The organism is Croceitalea sp. P059 (genome assembly GCF_031846365.1).
GTDB classification, from domain to species: domain Bacteria; phylum Bacteroidota; class Bacteroidia; order Flavobacteriales; family Flavobacteriaceae; genus Croceitalea; species Croceitalea vernalis.
Genome location: NZ_JAVRHW010000002.1, coordinates 512,599 through 528,670 on the forward strand (window position 1 = coordinate 512,599; position 16,072 = coordinate 528,670).

Here is a 16,072-nt window from a genome sequence, read left to right on the forward strand (position 1 = left end):
TTTATATAAAAACAGCTGTTGACTTTTTCACTGTATTCATTACAAAAGAGCTTTGGGTACTACCTATTTGATCAATTGCAGTTAATTTATGCACCATAAATTCACGATAAGCTTCCATGTCTTTTACATGAATGGTCAAAATATAATCATAATCTCCACTAACGTGAATACATTCAGCTACTTCATTCAATTGTTGCACTTGCTTTTCAAATCGCAGTACATTCTCCTTAGTATGTTGAATTAGCTTAATATGGCAAAGAACAGTAAAATTTCTATTAACTTTTTCTTTATCTACCAACGCAACATAGTTCGTAATGACTTTTTCACGATCTAATCTTTTAATTCGTTCATAAACTGCGGTTGTGGAAAGGCCCAAACTTAAAGCATATTGTTTAGTTGTCTTCTTACAATCTTCTTGTAAAAGTGTAAGTAACTTTTGATCAGTTGTATCAAGTATCATACTGAATATATATCATGAATCACAACTGCAAGTTAGTAAAACAAGTTTTTTATTCTAATATTTCTAATTTTTATAGCATTAAAAACTATAATTATAATTATTAATTGATTTTATACAATACTAAATATATTTTTACAGTAAAATTTATAGCATTATGAGTCAACCAACGGATAAAATTCAAAAACTACAGTATTTTGGAGAGTTTGGGGGAGTAAACCCTTCAATATCAGATTCTTCAACATATACTTTTTTATCAGCGAAGACAATGTTTGATACATTTGAAGGAAATACTGAAGGGTGTTATTTATACAGCAGACATTCTTCACCTTCAAATCTATATTTAGGAGAGGCGCTGGCAGCTCTTGAGGGAACAGAAAGCGCTAACGTTTACGCTAGTGGCATGGGTGCTATAAGTTCAGTAATTATGCAATTATGTGATTCTGATGATCATATTGTTAGCAGCAGAACCATTTATGGCGGAACTTATGCCTTCATGAAAAACTTTCTAAAGAAATTTAAAATTAACACCTCTTTTATAGATATCACAAATCTAGATATTGTAGCTAATAGCATTACATCAAAAACTAAAATGATTTATTGTGAAGCGGTTAGTAATCCACTATTGGAAGTTGCTGATATCAAAGAACTAGCCAAAATAGCCAAGCAACATAATATTCCACTAGTCGTGGATAATACATTCTCGCCATTAAGTATAAGCGCTGCGAAATTAGGAGCGGATATTGTTATTCATAGCCTCACAAAATTCATTAATGGAACCAGTGATTGTGTAGCTGGAGCTGTGTGTGCTTCAACGGACTTCTGCTTGGCTTTAAAAGATGTGAATGATGGCGCAGGCATGCTTTTTGGCAGCACACTCGATAGTTTAAGAGCTGCAGCCATTTTGAAAAACATGCGTACCCTGCATATTAGAATAAAAAAACACAGTGAAAATACACTCTATCTGGCATCAAAATTTGAAAAAGACGGTTTAAAAATAGTATATCCAGGGCTTCAATCTCATAAAAGTCATACTACTTTTAAAAATCAAATGAATACGGAATATGGTTTTGGAGGTTTGATGACTTTGGATGTTGGCTCATTAGACAAAGCAAATGCTTTTATGGAAATGATGCAAAGCGAGAGTCTGGGTTATCTTGCAGTAAGTCTTGGATTCTATAAGACGTTATTCAGTGCTCCAGGCACTTCAACTTCTTCTGAAATTCCTATGGAAGAACAAGAAGAAATGGGACTATCAGACGGATTAATTCGTTTTTCTATTGGTTTAGATAATGATATAGAAAAAACTTACATAGTTATGACCAAATGTATGATTGCCTTAGGTATTATTAACAAAGAGTCTATTCTAGCAGAAGTGTAAATTTTGTATTGTTTGCAGAACAGAGGTCAAAATCGTAATATTACCTTTCACCAAACAAGACCAAATGTCTGAAAATACCAAAGAGCCAAAATACCGCGAAGACGAACAAATCATTGAGAACAAAGAACTAAACATTTGGGAAGCCTTACTGCCAGTTTTTGTTTTAGTAGCAATGTTGGCTTACAATGTTTATGTTTTTGGAGATGACGCTCTTAGCGGGTCAAATCAATTCATTTTACTACTTGGTGGTGCCGTTGCTGCAATCGTTGGTTTTTTTAACAAAGTTTCTTACAAACAAATGTTGGCTGAGGTAGCTGAAAACGTTCGGTCTACCACCGGTGCGCTTCTAATTCTTTTAATGGTAGGCGCCTTATCTGGTACTTGGTTGGTTAGCGGTATCATACCCGCTATGATTTATTACGGTTTGCAAATTCTTAATCCAACTATCTTTTTAGCGGCATGTGTAATCATATGTGCTATTATTTCAATAGCAACTGGAAGTAGTTGGACAACATCGGCAACTGTAGGTATTGCCTTGGTTGGTATAGGAGAGGCCTTAGGTATTTCCTTAGGGATGACGGCAGGTGCTGTATTGTCTGGAGCTTATTTTGGAGATAAATTATCACCATTAAGTGATACTACAAATCTTGCACCAGCGATGGCTGGAGGTGAACTTTTTTCACATATTAAATACATGACTTGGACTACTATACCAACTATTTCAGTTACCCTTCTTGTATTCATTATTCTTGGTTTTACTATTGATACATCTGGTGTTGCGGATACAGATACTATTCTTGCAACAATTGATAACACTTTTAATATTAACGGTTGGTTATTTTTGGTGCCTTTGGCTGTTATTTTTATGATAGTAAAAAAGGCTCCACCTCTACTGGCTCTATTAATCGGGACGTTACTTGGGGCGATTTTCGCTGTAATTTTTCAGCCAGAAATTATAACGACCATTGGTGGTGGTTCAAGTTTGAATTTTGAATCAACGTACAAAGGAATTTTAAATGCAATTACAGTTGATACTGCAATAGCCACCTCAGATCCAGCACTTAATGATTTATTTTCTTCAGGTGGTATGTCGGGAATGTTAGGTACTATATGGCTAATTGTTTGTGCTATGGTTTTTGGTGGTATCATGGACGGTATCGGGGCCTTAGAAAGAATCACAAAGTCTTTATTAAACATGGTTACCTCAGATACTGGACTTTTTGCTAGTACTGGTTTAAGTTGTATCGTTTTAAACGGTACCGCTTCCGACCAATATTTGGCCTTAGTAGTACCAGGAAAAATGTTTGCAAAAGCTTATGAAGAACGTGGTTTAGCTCCAGAAAACTTAAGTAGAACCTTGGAGGACACCGGTACCGTTACATCAGTTTTAGTGCCTTGGAATACCTGTGGTGCTTATCATAGTGGGGTGCTCGGAGTCGGAGTCGGAGAATATGCCTTTTATGCAATTTTCAATTGGCTAAGTCCGATTATGACGATGATTTTTGCAGCCTTCAAAATAAAAATAAAGAAATTAGTAGGTCCGTCAGTAGTTTAAATTTTCAACTTGATCTTATTGGTTTTGGCTTTCTGGTTTCATAACTTCACAGCAAATTAAAACAATAACAAATGGCATCAATATCTTTAGGCGGAACTCCAGTAACAACAATTGGTGAATTGCCTGCAATAGCATCTAGCGCTCCAAATTTCAACTTAACAAAAACTGATTTATCAACAGCTACTCTAGCTGACTACAAAGGTCAAAAAGTAGTAATGAATATTTTTCCAAGTGTTGATACGGGTACATGTGCCAAATCTGTTCGGCAATTTAATGAAGAAGCAGCCGAATTAGAGGGAACGAAAGTTTTATGTATATCAAGAGATTTACCGTTTGCTCAACAAAGATTTTGTGGAGCTGAAGGAATCGAAAATGTTGAAATGTTATCAGATTTTAAAGATGGAAGTTTTGGAAAATCTTACGGCTTAGAATTTTCTGCTGGTGGTTTTAGCGGTCTTCATTCTAGGTGTATTGTTGTCTTAGACGCCAATGGTAAAGTTTTATTTACAGAACAAGTTCAAGAAACTGCAGACGAACCTAACTATAAAGCTGCCCTTGAAGCCCTGATGGATGCCTAAAGAGTCCTTTCTAGTAAATAGAATTAAAAGTGTAGGTTTTGCATTTAAGGGTCTTTTTTTACTTGTTAGAACAGAAGCAAGTATCAAAGTCCAATTGATCATTGCAATAGTAATGACATTACTGGGTTTTTATTTTGGTATTTCTACCACTGAATGGATATTCCAATGTATCTGTATTGGTTTGGTTATGGGTATTGAAGGTATGAATACTGCGATTGAGAAATTATCTGATTTTGTGCAACCTGATTTCGATAAAAAAATTGGATTTATTAAAGATATTTCCGCAGGAGCAGTAATGCTTGTTTCCATTATTTCAGTGATAGTTGGTTTGCTTATTTATTTACCCAAAATTCTATAACTAACAACCTAATCGCCCATAAGCTTCGTAAATTTGTAAATTAGTTTTCAATTACACCTATTTAATGGCTAAAAAGCGCAGAAAATCTAAACCTACAACTAAAAAAAAGAGTGTCTCACTCAAGCCTTCCAAACAGAATAAGGTCATTTTAGGAAGTTTGTTGATTGTGCTTAGTATCGCGCTATTCTTTTCTTTTATTTCATTCTATTTTTCTTGGCAAGAAGATCAAAGCCTTCTTTCCGAATTCTCCAACCGTAATGCCGAGGCTTCTAACTTATTAAACAAGTTTGGTGCAACAATAAGCCACTTTTTCATGTATCAAGGTTTTGGTCTAGCCTCCTTTGCCTTTCCTGTATTATTAGCGATTAGCGGTTTATACCTTTTTCTAGGACTTGAAACTAAAAACCTATGGTCAAAATGGATATGGGGAATTGTAGGGGTTATTTGGATTTCTATTGCCTTAGGATTTTTTGCTATAAATCAACCACTTTTAGGCGGGTTGATTGGCTATGAAATGAATGACTTTCTTCAAGATTATATTGGGAAGATTGGTGTTTTTTTAGTTTTAATATTTACTCTAATTGTAATTTTAGTTAGGTGGTTCAATTTTTCCCCTGAAGCTATTGGAAAATACTTTAAGGAGAAAAAGTCCTCAATTAAAGAAGAATTCAAGCCTACTACTGAAAAGACTACAACAGGTGAAATGGAGTTAAATTTAGAAGCTGACCTGGAACCAGAATTAAAAATTGATACTTATACGCATAAAAAAGATATCCCCCCCTTAGATACTGGGGCCGGTCTTGACGTCAATCTTCCAGAAGAAGAACCTAAAATAGATTTAGAGGTTAGTACCGTTGCTGTTGAGAAAGAAGAAAAAGATATTAAGGCTGATAAATTAGTCAAAGATTTTGGCGAATTTGACCCAAAACTAGAGTTGGGTAATTATAAGTTTCCTGTTCTTGATTTGTTGGATCAACATGGTGTCACAGGAGGAATTACGATAAATCAAGAAGAGCTTGAAGAGAACAAAAATAAAATTGTAAATACCCTTAAGAATTATAAAATAGGAATAGCACAAATTAAAGCTACCATAGGCCCAACTGTGACCTTATATGAAATTGTGCCAGAAGCAGGAGTTCGCATTTCAAAAATCAAAAATCTAGAAGATGATATTGCCCTTTCATTGGCCGCTTTAGGTATTCGTATTATAGCTCCCATCCCTGGTAAGGGTACAATAGGTATTGAAGTACCAAATAAAAATTCAACGATTGTTTCAATGCGTTCGGTAATTGCATCAAAAAAGTTTCAAGAAGCTGAAATGCAACTACCTATTGCTTTTGGAAAAACAATTAGTAATGAAACTTTCGTTGTTGATTTAGCTAAAATGCCACACCTTTTAATGGCAGGTGCCACGGGCCAAGGTAAATCAGTTGGACTGAATGCTGTAATCACCTCTTTGCTTTATAAAAAGCACCCAGCAGAAATCAAATTTGTTCTAGTTGATCCTAAAAAGGTAGAATTAACCTTATTCAATAAGATAGAGCGTCACTTTTTAGCAAAATTGCCTGATTCTGAAGAGGCGATTATTACTGATAATACCAAAGTAATAAATACCCTCAATTCACTCTGTATTGAAATGGATAATAGGTATGAACTATTGAAATTAGCGATGGTTCGTAATATAAAGGAGTATAATACCAAGTTTAAATCTCGGAAGCTTAATCCGAATGATGGTCATAAATTTTTGCCCTATATCATTCTAGTCGTTGATGAATTTGCAGATTTGATTATGACTGCCGGCAAAGAGGTTGAAACTCCAATAGCAAGGTTAGCGCAATTAGCTAGAGCTATCGGAATACATTTAATTATTGCCACCCAGAGACCTTCAGTTAATGTTATTACAGGTATTATTAAAGCTAACTTTCCAGCACGTATTGCGTTTAGAGTAACTTCAAAAATTGATTCAAGAACAATTCTTGACGCACAAGGCGCGGATCAACTCATTGGCCGTGGTGATATGCTATATACCCAAGGTAATGATGTTACACGAATTCAATGTGCTTTTGTAGATACTCCAGAGGTTGCAAAAATTACTGAATATATTGGGTCACAAAGAGCATATCCAAGCGCTCATGAGCTCCCAGAATATGTTGGCGAAGAATCTGGCACAAGTCTTGCTAATGATATAGCGGACAGAGATAAAATGTTTCGTGATGCGGCAGAAGTTATTGTAATTGCTCAGCAAGGTTCTGCTTCTTTAATTCAAAGAAAATTAAAGTTAGGGTATAATAGGGCTGGACGAATAATTGATCAACTCGAAGCAGCAGGAATTGTTGGGCCTTTTGAAGGAAGTAAAGCTCGACAAGTACTTGTTTCTGATATGTATGCCTTAGATCAACTATTGCAAAACGAAACAAAGTAATCATCAAAAAGAAAGAATACTTAAATCTCGATTTTCGAGTAAAATTAAAAACATGATTAAAAGAACACTCACATCATTTATATTATTATTCATAAGTGTTGCTTCGGTGGCGCAAAATTCGCAAAAAGCAAAAGCACTTTTGGATGAAGTTTATGCCAAAGTAACTAGCTATGATAATATTCAAATAGAATTCAAGTATGCTTTGGAAAATACTGAAGCAAATACAAAAAGTGAGACTCAAGGAAAAGCATCATTAGACGGCGATAAATACTTAGTTGAACTCTTTGGTTCTAAACAACTTTTTGATGGTAAATTGGTTTATACTATTGTACCAGATAATGAAGAAGTAACAATTGAAAGTCCAAGCGAAGGTGAGAATACAGTTACACCATCTAAAATGCTAACATTTTATAGAGAAGGGCATACGTATACTTGGGATATACTTCAGAATGTTCAAGGAAGAAAAATTCAATTTGTAAAGCTGACTCCTATAGATACTAACACTCAAATTAAATCGATTTTATTAGGTATTGATGCAGAAACAAAACATATTTATAAACTGATTGAAACGGGTGAGAATAGCACAAAAACAACTATTACCGTTAATTCTTTCAAAACCAATCAGCCCTTGTCAAAAAGCTTGTTTACTTTTGACGAAGCCAAGTATAAAAATGATGGCTATTACATCATAAGAAACTAATGCATTGAAGCTCTTAGACCGGTACATTTTATCTAGTTTTCTTTATAATTTTCTTAGCTCGTTTGTGATATTGATGGTTATTTTCATCTTTCAAACGGTATGGCTTTTTATTGATGATTTAGCCGGTAAAGACTTGGATCTTGCAATTATTGGCAAGTTTTTATTTTATTACATGCCAACCTTAATTGATAAGGTTTTACCGCTTACAGTACTTTTATCATCCATTCTTACTTTTGGGACCTTTGCCGAAAACTATGAGTTCGCTGCTATGAAAGCCTCAGGTATTTCACTTCAAAGAGGTATGCGAAGCATCATTGTTTTTGTTTCTATTTTAGGTGTGGGTACTTTCTTTTTAGCTAATAATGTGATACCGGCAGCAGAACAGAAAATTTTTAATATGCGACGCAATATTGCTAAATTAAAGCCTGCAGCTGTTATAGTTGAGGGCGTTTTTAGTGATATTGAAGGTACTGCAATGAATATTAAAGTTGCAAGAAAATTTGGGGAAGAAGATCGGTTTTTAGACGATGTAATCATTCATCAGAAGTCAACAACGAATTTAAACACAACAGTAATTAAGGCCAAAACAGGAGAATTAATTAGTAGTGAAGATTCTGATATCATCCAATTGGTTTTAAATGATGGCTACTATTATGATGAAATGCAACGAAAATCATCAAAAGATCAAAAGAAGAAACCTTTTGCCCGTTCCAAATTTGAAACATATATTAAAAACATTGATGTTTCTTCATTAAATGATCAAGACATTGAGCAAGAATCAGATATTACCACTGATAAAATGAAAAATGTCTTTCGCTTGAGTAAGGATATAGATTCCTTAAAAACGAATAATATTAAGCAAGTAACGGCTTTTTCAAAAAATATTACCGCCAGAATGGGTGCGTTCCCTTTAAAAATGGTTGATTCTTTAAAAAATGTGGACTTAAAAAAAGCAGCAAAAAAGATTCTTCCAAAAAAGATAGATACTTCCTTCAATACAAATGATATTACAACTGCACTTCCTATTTGGCAAAGAATTCAATTAATGACTAAAGCAGAAAATACAGTAACTAATATATTGAATACAGTTCGCGGAAAAAAGACAGAATTAAACAAACGGTATGAGATTTATAATCGTCATATTCTTTCATTACACAAGAAATTTGCTTTAGCATTTTCATGCATTATTTTATTTTTTGTAGGCGCACCCTTAGGCGCAATCATAAGAAAGGGTGGTTTAGGATTACCTATGGTAATTGCAATTATTTTATTCTTGGCCTATTATTTCATAGGTGTATTTGCAGATAATTATGCCAAAAAAGGGGCTTGGCATCCAATCATTGGAGCATGGTTATCTACACTTATTATGTTACCACTTGGAGTATCATTAACAAAGCGTGCAACAAATGACAAAGGGTTAATGAGTATTGGCAACGTCATCGATAGTATTACTGCCGTATTCAAAAAGAAAAAAGAATCAAACTAAATGGTTGAAAATATTACATCAGGTGTTACATTAAATACTATTGAAGAAGCCATCATAGATATAAAAGCTGGCAAAGTAATTATCGTTGTCGACGATGAGAATAGAGAGAATGAGGGTGATTTTTTAGCAGCTGCTGAATTAATAACGCCGGAGACCATCAATTTTATGGCTACTCATGGTAAAGGTTTGATTTGTGCTCCTTTAACTGAGGGTAGATGTGAAACACTCGGGTTACATAAAATGGTTTCTCACAATACAGACCCTCTAGAAACTGCATTTACGGTATCTGTTGATTTAAGAGGCAATGGAGTTACCACTGGAATTTCTGCCGCAGATAGAGCTAAAACTGTGTTGTCACTAACTGAAGATGATACTAAGCCGCATGAACTTGCACGACCAGGCCATATTTTCCCATTAATTGCGAAAGAAGGTGGCGTTTTAAGACGAACAGGACATACAGAGGCTGCTATTGATTTTGCGAGATTAGCAGGCTTAAAACCAGCAGGTGTGATTGTTGAAATCATGAATGAAGATGGTAGTATGGCTCGTTTACCTCAATTACTTGAGGTAGCTAAAAAATTTAATTTAAAAATAGTTTCTATTGAAGATTTGGTTGCTTATCGTATGGAGCATGATAGTCTTATAGAAAAGAAAGAAGATTTTAATATTCAAACAAGATTTGGAGAATTTAGATTGAGAGCTTATAAACAAACTACGAATGAGCAAATTCATATTGCTTTAACAAAAGGTAGTTGGAAAAAAGATGAGTTAGTATTAACACGTATTAATTCGACTTTAATAAATAACGACATCTTAGGTACGCTTACGAATAACCCTGATGATAAATTGAATGATATGTTTAAGGCTATTCAAGCTGAAGAAAAGGGCGCATTTGTTTTTATCAATCAAGAATCAGAAGCGTTGAATCTTTTAGGTAGACTCAAAGAATTAAAGGACTTACAAAAAGATGGGGTTATTAAAGCTCCAAAAATTGATATGGATGCTAAAGACTTCGGTGTTGGCGCACAAATTCTTCATGATTTGAACATCTCTAAAATTAGATTGCTCTCAAACTCAGAACAAACAAAAAGAGTGGGTATTGTAGGATATGGTTTAGAGATTGTAGAATATGTGAAGTATTAAACCACTTCTAATATTACTTTTTTGATAATTGCGGCTCTATTCTTAACTTCTTGTTCTGTCCAACTGAGTTTTACCAAACAAGAAATGGTTCTTCCCATCCAATGGTCCGAAGCAGTAAAATCAGCTTTGGTATAATCAGGTAGCCCTTCCAGAACATCTTTAGCTAACTTACCTAAAGATTTATTTTCTTTCAAGTGTTCCCATTTACGATAATAATGCCAATTATTATCAAACCAGTAAAAACAGGCGTCTACCCCAGCTTTACCTAAAGCTTTATGGACATTACGTGTTATTTTTTCAGTTGGAAGAAAAAAGTTCAAAAATGAATAATTCTCTACTCCCCCATCAGGAACTTTTCTAAAAGTAACTTCAGGTATTTCATTTAATGCCTGCCGTAATAAAGTGTAATTTTTTTCTTGTATAGCTAAAAACTCATCTAACCGTTCAATCTGAGCACAGCCAACCGCAGCATTTAATTCAGAGATTCTAAAATTATACCCTAAAAATGGGTGTGTTTCTGCACCTCTATCATTTCCAATATGATCATGCCCATGATCAGAATAGTGATCTGCATTTTTATAAAAGACTTTATTATTGGTTATGATACCTCCACCTTCACCACAAGTAATGGTCTTTACATAATCAAAGGAAAAACAACCTAAGTCACCAAAACTACCCAAAGGCTTACCTTCGTAACTACCACCAATTGCCTGACAAGCATCTTCTAACAATAATAAATCGTGTGCTTCACAAATGGCTTTTAAAGCACTTAAATCAGCCATAGAACCACACATATGCACCGGCATAACTACTTTGGTTTTCGGAGTTATTGCTTTTTCCACGGCCTTAGGGGCTAGAGTTAAAGTATCATCAATGTCTACTAAGATAGGTATCGCTCCAATGGCTAGAATAGATTCAAAGCTTGCAACAAACGTAAAAGTTGGCATAATTACCTCGTCTCCTGCCCCTATTCCTGCACTTAAAAGAGCCACCGTTAGCGCTGATGTACCACTACTAACCAATTGAGCATAATTGGTTTGCATACGTTTAGCCAAAGCATTTTCAAGCTTTTGAGCTTTCCAATGACCATTCCGCATGCCATCAAATCCATAGCGCATTAAAACACCATTATCCAAAACATCTTGTACTTCTGCTTTCTCTTGTTCTCCAAATAATTCAAATCCTGGCATTTCTTTTTAAGTTTTGGTCTTATGGGAAAATATAAAATTCTTGTATAATTCGTACTTGTTTTACGATTCTTTTTTAAGGATTTAAATTTTACAACTTAAGTAAAGAACCAAAGTTTAATAGCCATAATTATGACCATTAACACCAAAAAAGATTTTATAAAACCATCTCCCTTTTTTACTGAAAATCTACTTGCAACCCATGCACCTGTTCCATTTCCAATGGCGAGCACTAAACCAATTATCCAATCTACTTTATCATTAAAGGCAAAAACTGCTAAAGCAGATAGCATGTAAATAAAGACCACAACTACTTTTGTGGCATTTGCCCTAATCAAGCTCATTTTATTAACAAAGTGAAGAAATAAAAGCATTAGAAAACCAAGTCCAGCGTTTATAAAACCTCCATAAATTCCAAAGAAAAAGAAAATTATAATTCCGAGCCAAAGGTACTTACCAGTAAGCCTTTCTTCTAAATCCGTAAGTTTAATTTTTGGTTTAAAAATTATAATTAAAACTACTGCAATCATAACAATTGCAAGTATTCTATTAAAAGATTCCCCATCAACATCTACTGCGATTCTTGCTCCTATTAAGGAACCAAAGAATGCAGAAATACCTAAATAAATATTAAAAGGGTAGGTTGAAATACCTTTACTTTTAAAACCTGCTGTTGCCATTGCGGTCTGTACAATAATGGCGACTCTATTAGTTCCATTAGCTACTGCGGGGGGCAAGCCTAAAAAAATTAAAGTAGGTAACGAGATTAAAGAAGCTCCACCTGCAATGGTATTAATGAAGCCTACGATAAAACCAACTACTATTAATAAAACATAATGATACCATTCATACATCTTACAAAAATACTACCTAGTTGATTATTAAAGTTCAATAAAAAATAAATGATTTTGGTTTTACATAACTAAAAAGCTTAGTATATTTGCAGCCGCATTAGGAGAAATGGCAGAGTGGTCGAATGCGGTAGTCTTGAAAACTATTGAGGGTCACACCTCCGGGGGTTCGAATCCCTCTTTCTCCGCAAGCAATCATTAAAACCGCAGAATTTACTCTTGCGGTTTTTTTTTGTCAAAAATTAAAGGTTTTACTTAAATCATATTTATAAAATTCATATTTTCAACCTAACCGTTTAATTACCAACCAACACTTTAATTACTAATGGATTATTTTATAATAACCAGTATTTTAGTTTTTCTTTCTGCTCTTTTTGGTTTTATAAATGTTCGTTTTATAAAATTACCGAATACCATAGGCTTAACATTAATAACAATTCTGTTTACTGTGGGGGTTTTTGCTCTTAGCTATATTGATGATACTTTGCTTTCAGCTGAACGTTTTATCATTTCAAAAATTGATTTTAAAGTAGTGTTGCTTGATATTATGTTGAGCTTCCTACTCTTTGCCGGTGCATTACATACGGATCTTCAAAAATTAAAACAACAGCGATGGCCAGTTTTAGTATTTGCAACTTTTGGAGTTCTGGTTTCTACTTTCCTAATTGGTATTGGTACATATTATGTTCTAATGCTGATTGGTTTAGAAGTCAAATTTATATACTGTCTGCTTTTCGGTGCGTTAATTTCACCTACTGATCCAATTGCAGTTTTAGGAATTTTAAAGAAAGCTGGTGCCCCGAAAAAATTAGAAATTAAAATTGTTGGTGAATCACTATTCAACGATGGAGTCGGTGTCGTCATATTTTTGACCATTTTCGGACTCGCCAATAGTTCAGAATCTGCATTTTCGGTTAATGCTGTATTAGAATTGTTTGCAGTTGAAGTTTTTGGCGGTTTATTATTAGGTGCATTTTTAGGATGGTTGACCTACCAACTTTTAAAACGTATTGATGATTATAATATTGAAGTTATTATTACACTAGCTACTGTAATGACCGGTACTATAATAGCAACTCATTTACATGTTTCTGCACCTTTGGCAATGGTCGTAGCTGGTTTAATAGTTGGTGGTAATAAAACAAGAGAAGAGGCTATGTCAAAGCTAACTCAAGATTATGTAGATAAGTTCTGGGAGTTGCTTGACATACTTTTAAATACCATTTTATTTGTACTTATTGGCATGGAAATACTAGTTTTAGACCTTGAAACTGAATATATACTGGCCGGCCTTTTAATCATTCCGGTAGCCTTAGTTTGTCGTTATTTATCATTATTGATACCAGTAAATATATTTAAGAAACGACTAGATTTTGTGCCGAATACTACCCTCATTATGACATGGGGAGGTCTCAGAGGGGCAATTTCAATAGCCTTAGCCTTAGGATTAACAGATTCTATGGAGCGAGATCTTTTCCTGGTAATTACTTATATCATAGTGATTTTTTCAATACTGGTACAAGGACTTTCTGTTGGAAAACTAATTTCAAAGCTTCAATTAAAAAAAGAGTAAAATGCCAAAACAAGCATCAATAAAAATAATAACAAATTTAATTTTTGGTTTATTCTTCATGCTTTTGGGTTGGTATGGACATACCCAAGAAAAAAAGATTTACCGAGTTGGAATGATGGTGGATTCTCAGACACCGGAAACTCGAGTGCTTTTTGATAGACTTACGACTGAAGTTCAGTCGGTAGTTGGTGAAGATGGAATTATTGAATTTCCAAGAGAATTTGTTTTAGTAAATGGTTTTAGTGTAGCGATGGCTGAAAAAAACTATGATAAACTCATCAATGGAAATGTTGATATCATTTTAGCTCTGGGTTCAGCAAGTAATATTGTCATTCAGGACCAAACAGCTTATTTAAAACCGACAATATTATTTGGATCTGTTAATACGGATTTTACTGAACTTGATTTGGTTAAAAAGACTTCGGGTATAGAAAACTTCACTTACCTGATGGGTGTACAATCATTTAAAGATGATTTGAAAACTTTCAAACAGCTAACTGATTTTAAATATGTTGGAATAGCTATAGAAGAAGGCATATCGGAATCTTTGCCCTTAAACGCAACCTTCGATATTATTATTAAAGAATTAGAAGCTACATATCGATTAATTCCGTACAAAACAATTGATGAAATAGATGCCAATTTGCAGGGTTTAGACGCCTTATACATGGCTGGAGGATTTGAGTTGCAGGATGATGAGATTAAAATATTGAGTGATGTTTTAATTGAAAAAAGAATACCTTCTTTTACTAGTACCGGTGCTCGTGATGTTCAGTTAGGACTAATGGCTACTAATAATAGTGATGATAATACCGAGCAAATAATTCGCAGAATTGCATTGACCATTGAGGCCCATGTTACGGGTGGTTTGTTATCAGAACAGAATGTGTTCATTGATTTTGAACAACGATTGACTACTAATTTTAATACCATGCAAACGCTCGGTGTACCTATTAGATATAGTCTCATTGAAAGAACTGATTTTGTTGGAGATTTTCAAAACCAGCTTTCTGAAAAAAATTATTCTATACTTGATATTATTAATGACAACCTAGAACGCAATCTAACATTACAATCACAACAAAAGGAGATTGAATTAAGCCAACAAGATGTAAAAACTGCGGTAAGTAATTACTATCCTAATGTTTCAGCTAATGCAACCTTCACTGCGATTGACGAGTCTATTGTAATTCCTAATTTATCTCCTGAGTTTTCTACCGATGGCAATATTTCATTAAGTCAAACTATTTTCTCAGAGGGTGCCAATGCCAATATTTCAGTACAAAAAAATCTTAAAAAGGCTCAGGAGGCGAATTTTAATGCTTCGCAATTAGATGCTGTTTTAGAAGCCTCAAATCTTTATTTCAATGCTCTAGTTAGTAAAGTGAATGTCCAGATTCAAAGCCAAAACTTGCAATTGACTAAAGAAAACTTGCGCATTGCCAAACAAAATTATGAAGCAGGACAATCTGGCAAATCAGACATGCTACGTTTTCAAAGTCAGATGGCCCAGAACACACAGACAATGATTGAGGCTATTAATCAGCTAGATCAAGCTTTTATCGCCATAAACCAATTATTGAATAACCCAATTAACTATGAACTAGATATTGTTGATGCAAATATTGGTGAAGGTGTATTTGAGGCATATAATTATGAACAACTTGCTGATTTATTAGACAATCCTTTGTTAAAAGAACCTTTTGTTGCTTTTTTAATTGAAGAAGCTAAAAACAACTCTCCGGAATTAGAATCATTAGGATATAATCTCAAAGCTATAAAACGCAACTTCAATTTGAATTCCTTTGGGCGATTAATACCCACTGTGGCACTGCAAGCTAATTACAACAAAAACTTTAACCAATGGGGTGCTGGTAGTATTGACCCAAGTCCTGTTGGTAACTATAATGCTGGCCTAAGTGTCTCTATTCCTATTCTAAATCAATTTAGAACAAATATCAATAGACAAACAGCGAAAATTCAATTGGATCAAATTGAAATCAATAAGCAGAATACTGAACTAGCAATAGAAAGTAATGTCAGTACAGCAGTTTTAAATATTATTAATCAAATATCAAATATCCGGTTATCCGAAGTATCGGTAACAGCTGCCAAGGAGGCCTTGGAACTAGTACAAACTTCTTATTCAGAAGGTGCCGTAAGTATAATTCAGTTAATAGATGCTCAAAATAATTTTTTACAAGCGCAATTGGCTCAGGCAAATGCCACCTATAATTTTTTATTGAATTCTATTCAATTAGAACGTTTTATGGGATATAATTTCCTTTTACATACAAGAGAAGAAAATGATGCTTTCAAGCAAAGGTTCAACACCTTTGTGCAGGTTAATTTTAATCAAGAGAAATAAAATACTTTAAGAA

Annotated in this window: 13 protein-coding genes and 1 tRNA gene; 11 read left to right on the forward strand and 3 right to left on the reverse strand. The window is 34.2% G+C overall.

The window, feature by feature from the left end; translation table 11 throughout:
- Position 1 precedes the first annotated feature (1 nt).
- Positions 2–460, reverse strand: a complete 459-nt coding sequence (locus RM542_RS08590) for an Lrp/AsnC family transcriptional regulator (RefSeq protein WP_311385332.1) — start codon at positions 458–460, stop codon at positions 2–4.
- Positions 461–614: 154 nt separating this feature from the next.
- On the opposite strand from RM542_RS08590, the gene RM542_RS08595 reads away from it, so the two are divergent.
- The 8 genes from RM542_RS08595 (at position 615) to ribB (ending at position 10,080) form a co-directional block, all read left to right on the forward strand.
- Positions 615–1,838 (forward strand): aminotransferase class I/II-fold pyridoxal phosphate-dependent enzyme, encoded by a 1,224-nt coding sequence (locus RM542_RS08595; protein ID WP_311385333.1) that lies wholly within the window; start codon positions 615–617, stop codon positions 1,836–1,838.
- Between the two features lie 64 nt (positions 1,839–1,902).
- Positions 1,903–3,393 (forward strand): Na+/H+ antiporter NhaC, encoded by a 1,491-nt coding sequence (gene nhaC / locus RM542_RS08600; protein WP_311385334.1) that lies wholly within the window; start codon positions 1,903–1,905, stop codon positions 3,391–3,393.
- A gap of 71 nt (positions 3,394–3,464) precedes the next feature.
- Positions 3,465–3,971: a thiol peroxidase gene (gene tpx / locus RM542_RS08605; protein WP_311385335.1), complete on the forward strand. Its 507-nt coding sequence runs from the start codon at positions 3,465–3,467 to the stop codon at positions 3,969–3,971.
- Complete coding sequence (locus RM542_RS08610) at positions 3,964–4,329, forward strand: diacylglycerol kinase family protein (protein WP_311385336.1); 366 nt, start codon at positions 3,964–3,966, stop codon at positions 4,327–4,329. Before tpx ends, RM542_RS08610 begins: the two co-directional genes overlap by 8 nt.
- Before the next feature lie 64 nt (positions 4,330–4,393).
- Positions 4,394–6,751 carry a DNA translocase FtsK gene (locus tag RM542_RS08615; RefSeq protein ID WP_311385337.1) on the forward strand — a complete coding sequence of 786 codons (2,358 nt, stop codon included), beginning with the start codon at positions 4,394–4,396 and terminating at the stop codon, positions 6,749–6,751.
- A 52-nt stretch (positions 6,752–6,803) separates the two neighbouring features.
- A complete protein-coding gene (locus tag RM542_RS08620) occupies positions 6,804–7,451 on the forward strand; it encodes an outer membrane lipoprotein carrier protein LolA (protein WP_311385338.1) in 648 nt (215 codons plus the stop codon).
- A gap of 73 nt (positions 7,452–7,524) precedes the next feature.
- Positions 7,525–8,937 carry an LptF/LptG family permease gene (locus RM542_RS08625; RefSeq protein WP_409220518.1) on the forward strand — a complete coding sequence of 471 codons (1,413 nt, stop codon included), beginning with the start codon at positions 7,525–7,527 and terminating at the stop codon, positions 8,935–8,937.
- On the forward strand, positions 8,938–10,080 hold the full coding sequence (gene ribB, locus RM542_RS08630; RefSeq protein ID WP_311385339.1) for a 3,4-dihydroxy-2-butanone-4-phosphate synthase: 1,143 nt from the start codon (positions 8,938–8,940) through the stop codon (positions 10,078–10,080).
- Here the strand turns inward: ribB and RM542_RS08635 are convergent.
- Positions 10,077–11,270, reverse strand: a complete 1,194-nt coding sequence (locus RM542_RS08635; protein ID WP_311385340.1) for a DegT/DnrJ/EryC1/StrS family aminotransferase — start codon at positions 11,268–11,270, stop codon at positions 10,077–10,079. The two genes, ribB and RM542_RS08635, sit on opposite strands and share 4 nt — an antisense overlap.
- 95 nt (positions 11,271–11,365) lie before the next feature.
- The gene (locus RM542_RS08640; protein WP_311385341.1) at positions 11,366–12,121 is read right to left on the reverse strand and encodes a sulfite exporter TauE/SafE family protein; all 756 of its coding nucleotides are present in this window, start codon (positions 12,119–12,121) and stop codon (positions 11,366–11,368) included.
- A 100-nt stretch (positions 12,122–12,221) separates the two neighbouring features.
- On the opposite strand from RM542_RS08640, the gene RM542_RS08645 reads away from it, so the two are divergent.
- The 3 genes from RM542_RS08645 to RM542_RS08655 all read left to right on the forward strand — a co-directional run bounded on the left by RM542_RS08645 (position 12,222) and on the right by RM542_RS08655 (position 16,059).
- Positions 12,222–12,306 (forward strand) — tRNA-Ser (locus RM542_RS08645).
- A 137-nt stretch (positions 12,307–12,443) separates the two neighbouring features.
- Positions 12,444–13,691, forward strand: coding sequence for a sodium:proton antiporter (locus RM542_RS08650; RefSeq protein WP_311385342.1), 1,248 nt, complete (start codon positions 12,444–12,446; stop codon positions 13,689–13,691).
- Between the two features lies 1 nt (position 13,692).
- Positions 13,693–16,059 carry a TolC family protein gene (locus RM542_RS08655; RefSeq protein ID WP_311385343.1) on the forward strand — a complete coding sequence of 789 codons (2,367 nt, stop codon included), beginning with the start codon at positions 13,693–13,695 and terminating at the stop codon, positions 16,057–16,059.
- The last annotated feature ends 13 nt before the right edge of the window (positions 16,060–16,072 follow it).